Here is a 4,238-nt window from a genome sequence, read left to right on the forward strand (position 1 = left end):
CAGCGCGGGCGCGGCCCGCCCGCCGCCGCGCAGCAGCCGGGCGAGCGCGGTCCGCGGCGCCTGCCGGGCGGTGGCGCGGCCGAGCAGTTTCACCGCGCCGGCCCAGCCGAGCAGTCCGGCCAGGACCGGCGGGGCCAGGCTGAGGGCGAGGGAGGTCATCGGCGGCTTCCCCGCTTCAGTGTCCGGCCGAGACGCGGACGACGTCGACGCCGTCGTCCGACGGCCGCCACGCGCCGAGGACCTGCGCGCTCTGCCCGATGCGCAGCCGCGACAGGTCCGAGGTCGGCGCCCGGCCCGCGTACGAGGCGCTGGTGGACTCGCCGATGTGGCCGGTGATCTCGTGACCGCCGTGGGCGAGGTGCAGGCGGCCGCGCTCGATACCGCGGATGGTGGTGAACAGGCTGACGATGTTCACCCAGACCGCGTCGGCGGCGACGGTGCCGTCGGGCATCCGCACGCCGCGCGCGTACAGCCCGTCGCCGGTGCGGATGTCCGCGGCGGTGGCGGCCCGCGCCTTCCACACGCTGGTGGCGTTCGTCACGCGGACGCGCGCGTGGTCGCCGTGGGAGCCGGTGACCTCCAGCACGCCGCCGCTTACTGCCGTGACGCGGCCCTCCACGAACGCGGGATCGGGGAGCGCGGGGTCCAGGGGCGCCTGGGGCGCGGCGAAGACGGCGTCGGCGTCGGTGCCGCCGAGCGCGGTGGCCCCGACGATGGTGGCGCCGCCGACCGCCGCGGCGGTCAGGAAGCGGCGCCGGTGCAGCGGGGCGGCGGCGCGGCGCGATGCGGTCATGGCCGGGCCCTCACTCGTAGAGGTGGACCGGCAGCCTGCCGGAGCTGAGACTGCCGATGACCGCGAACGCGGCGGGGGTGAGGTCGATCACCCGGTTGGCGGCGCACCCGCCGTCGCAGCAGACCTCCTCGCCGCAGAAGCTCCAGGTGCGCGGGCCGCAGTCGCTGACGGTGACGCACACGACGGCGCCGGTGCACGGGTGCCGGACGGTCAGCACCGAGCCGCAGCCACGCCGCGGCAGGTGCTCGCCGCACAGGTCCGGCCGGGTGATCTCCCAGCACGCCTCGGAGGTGTTGGGCCAGGCGGCCTGCCAGGCGTCCGACCGGCAGGTGCCGCAGGCGCCGCCGCCCGCGCCGGCGCACGGCCCCCAGTCGTTCCCGCAGCAGAACCAGGTGGCTTCGCCGGCCCAGAGGGCGGTCTTTCCGCAGGCCATGGTGGGTACCCTTCCGGTTCCGCGGCGGGCCGCGGGGCGCCGACAGGCGGAAGTTGACGGTGCGTGGTCGGAACACCACCATCATGCGTCCGCCTCCGCGCGCCCGCCACGCGAGCGGGCTCCGCGCGGCCCACGGGCGTACGGGGCGCGGCCCCCGGGCCGGCGACGGCCGCGGTGCGGGCCGCGCCCCGTACGCCCGTACGGACCTCCCGCGTCCGGACCGCGCGCCATGGCCGGGCGTCACCCCCCGCGGCGCGCCGGGCCGTACGGGCGTGCGGGCGCCCGCCGCGGACCCGCGGTCACCCGGTGCCCGCCCGGGCGGGCACCGGCCCTCAGTCCTCCTCGCCCGGCATCATGCCGCTCGCCCGCGCGATGCCCTCCAGCTCCGCCGCGTCGCTGCGGCTCAGCTCCTCGGAGGCGTCGAGCCGGTCGCGCATCGCCCGCAGCCGCTCGGGGTCGGCGGCAACCGACGGGGGCACCAGCGACATGGCGCCCTTGGCGTGCGTGCCGTCGCCGAGGTCGGCCACCACGTGGTCTGCCCGGTCCTCGTGGCCCGGCTCCAGGGCGCCGATCAGCCCGATCAGCGTGAGCAGTTCGCGCTGCACCTCCGCGGTGAACAGCTCCCGGTCCTCCGGGTCCATCCGCAGCCGCACCTTCCCGCCGCCGGCCTCGACCCACAGCGTCACCGCCTGCCACAGCAGGTCGAACTGCGCCTCGGGCATCCGGGCCCGTAACGCCTCGACGTACACCGCGAGGCGCAGCCGGGCGACCCGCGCCGGGTCCTGCGGTTCCTGCGGGTCCTGCGGGTCCTCTCCCCCGGTCCTGTCGACGTCCGCCACCGCCGCTCCTCCTCCCCTGGTCCTCCCCCGCCACGGTCAGCTTCCCCATGGTTGCCCGTCGCGGACGCCCTTGTCTCGCATCCGGTCATACCGGTGCGCGCGACGCGGCAGGAGGTGCCGGGCGGCGGCCCCGGGCAGCGCCGCCGCCCGGGGAGCGGGCGGCCCCGGTCAGGCCGCCCCGGTGGAGGCGCCCGAGGGGATGCCGAAGGAGGGGTCGGGGATCGTCTCGGGGCTGAGCAGGCGGCTGGGCCGGCCGTCGACCCCGACGGGCACGTCGCCGTCCACGGTGACCCGGCGCAGCCTGCGCTCGTGGTCGCCGGAGTCGTCCACGCCGTAGTGCTGGGTGGCGCGGTTGTCCCAGATGGCCACGTCGCCGACCTGCCAGTGCCAGCGGACGGTGTTCTCCGGCAGTCCGATGTGCCGCTGGAAGAGGCCGATCAGCAGCCGGGAGTCCCTGGCGTGCACGCCGGCGACGCGCTGCACGAAGTTCCCCAGCAGCAGGACCCGCTCGCCGGTCTCCGGGTGCACGCGCACCACCGGGTGCTCGGTGCGGAACTCCGTGGCGGTGAAGACCTTCTGGTACTGCTCCAGCGCCTTGCTGCTCACCCCGGGCCGGACGGCCACGTAGTCGTAGGCGTTGGAGTGGACGGCGCGCAGGCTGTCGGCGAGGACGCGCAGGGGCTCGGGCAGCCCGGCGTAGGCGGCGGCGGTGTCCGACCACAGGGTGTCGCCGCCGTACGGGGGGGAAGACGACGGCCCGCAGGATGGAGAAGGCGGGATAGGCGGGCACGAAGGTGACGTCGGTGTGCCACTGGCTGGCCCGGGCGCCGTCGTGGGAGTCGATGCCCAGGGAGTAGCGGCCGTCGGAGGAGGGGACCGTGGGGTGGGCGACGGGCGTGCCCAGCAGCCGGGCGAACGCCTCGTGGCTCTCCTCGTCGAGGTGGTGCTGGCCGCGGAAGAAGACCACCTTGTGGCGCAGCAGCGCGGCGCGGACGGCCGCCACGGTGCCGGGGTGGAGGTCGCCGCCGAGGCGGACGCCGTCGATGACGGCGCCGACGCGGCCGCCGATCGGGGTGACGGCGGTCTCGGCGGGGGCGTCGGCCGCCTCTCCCGCGCCTGCGGCCGCCGGCTCCCCGGCCGGCCTGCGCCCCGTACCGGCCGACCGGCCGCGGCCCGTGCTGGCGGTGCGGGACCTGAGCGTCGAGTTCCGCGACGGCGGCCGTACGGTGCGCGCGGTCAGCGGCGTCAGCTTCTCGCTCGCGCCGGGCGAGACGCTGGGCATCGCCGGCGAGTCCGGCTCGGGCAAGTCGACCACCGCGCTCGCGCTCCTGCGGATGCTGCCCGGCGCGGCCCGGATCACCGGCGGCTCGGTCCTGCTGGACGGGCCGGACGGGGACGGGACCGACCTCGTGGCGGCGCCGGAGAAGCGGCTGCGGCGGGTGCGCGGCGCGCGGCTCGGCATGGTCTTCCAGGACCCGATGACCGCGCTCAACCCGGTGCTGACGATCGAGCGGCAGCTGTCCGAGGTGATGCGCGCGCACGGGCTCGGCGGCCGCCGCGCGCGGCGCGCCCGCGCCGTGGAACTGCTGGACCTCGTCGGCATCCCCGACCCGCGGCGGCGGCTCGCCGACCACCCCCACCAGTTCTCCGGCGGCCAGCGGCAGCCCGTGCTGATCGCGCTGGCCCTGGCGGCCGGACCCGACGCGCTGATCGCCGACGAGCCGACGACGGCGCTGGACGCGACCGTGCAGGACCAGATCCTGCGGCTGCTGGACCGGCTCAACCGGGAGACCGGCACGTCGGTGATCCTCATCACGCACGACATGGGCGTCGTGGCGCGCGCCTGCCGCCGCGTCATGGTCCTCTACGGCGGCTCGGTCGTCGAGGACGGGCCCACCGCGCAGGTGCTCACCCGGCCCCGGCACCCGTACACGGCGGGCCTGCTGGCGGCCGTGCCCCGCCTGGACGCGCCCTCGGGGACCCGTCCGCGCGGCATCCCCGGCAGCCCGCCCGACCTGTCCGCGCCCGCCGCGGGCTGCGCCTTCGCGCCGCGCTGCCCGCTGGCCGAGGACCGCTGCCGGGAGGCGGCGCCGCCGCTCGCCGAGGGCCCCGACGGCACCCGTACGGCCTGCTGGGTGGCCGACGCGGGCACCGGCGCGGGCACCGGCCGGGC

Annotated in this window: 4 protein-coding genes and 1 pseudogene; 1 reads left to right on the plus strand and 4 read right to left on the minus strand. The window is 77.4% G+C overall.

All coding sequences use genetic code 11. The features are described 5' to 3' along the window. Window positions 1-175: 175 nt before the first annotated feature. The 4 genes and pseudogenes from RKE29_RS28305 to RKE29_RS28320 all read right to left on the minus strand — a co-directional run bounded on the left by RKE29_RS28305 (window position 176) and on the right by RKE29_RS28320 (window position 3,134). A complete protein-coding gene (locus RKE29_RS28305) occupies window positions 176-793 on the minus strand; it encodes a cell wall protein (protein ID WP_312008538.1) in 618 nt (205 codons plus the stop codon). A gap of 10 nt (window positions 794-803) precedes the next feature. Next, window positions 804-1,226, minus strand: coding sequence for a septal ring lytic transglycosylase RlpA family protein (locus tag RKE29_RS28310; RefSeq protein ID WP_312008539.1), 423 nt, complete (start codon window positions 1,224-1,226; stop codon window positions 804-806). 332 nt (window positions 1,227-1,558) lie between these two features. Next, window positions 1,559-2,065 carry a hypothetical protein gene (locus tag RKE29_RS28315; RefSeq protein WP_312008540.1) on the minus strand — a complete coding sequence of 169 codons (507 nt, stop codon included), beginning with the start codon at window positions 2,063-2,065 and terminating at the stop codon, window positions 1,559-1,561. 168 nt (window positions 2,066-2,233) lie between these two features. Beyond that, a pseudogene (locus tag RKE29_RS28320) lies at window positions 2,234-3,134 on the minus strand (TauD/TfdA dioxygenase family protein). On the opposite strand from RKE29_RS28320, the gene RKE29_RS28325 reads away from it, so the two are divergent. Then, window positions 3,109-4,238 (plus strand): ABC transporter ATP-binding protein (locus RKE29_RS28325; protein WP_312008541.1); only part of this gene is annotated, 1,130 nt, incomplete at its 3' end. The pseudogene RKE29_RS28320 and the gene RKE29_RS28325 overlap by 26 nt on opposite strands.

Origin of the sequence: Streptomyces sp. B1866 (assembly GCF_031932565.1) — a bacterium.
Taxonomy (GTDB): Bacteria; Actinomycetota; Actinomycetes; order Streptomycetales; family Streptomycetaceae; genus Streptomyces.

Coding starts and splice junctions, on each gene's coding strand:
- RKE29_RS28310 (WP_312008539.1), bottom strand. CDS start 1,226: ATGGCCTGCGGAAAGACCGCCCTCTGGGCCGGCGAAGCCACCTGGTTC.
- RKE29_RS28305 (WP_312008538.1), bottom strand. CDS start 793: ATGACCGCATCGCGCCGCGCCGCCGCCCCGCTGCACCGGCGCCGCTTC.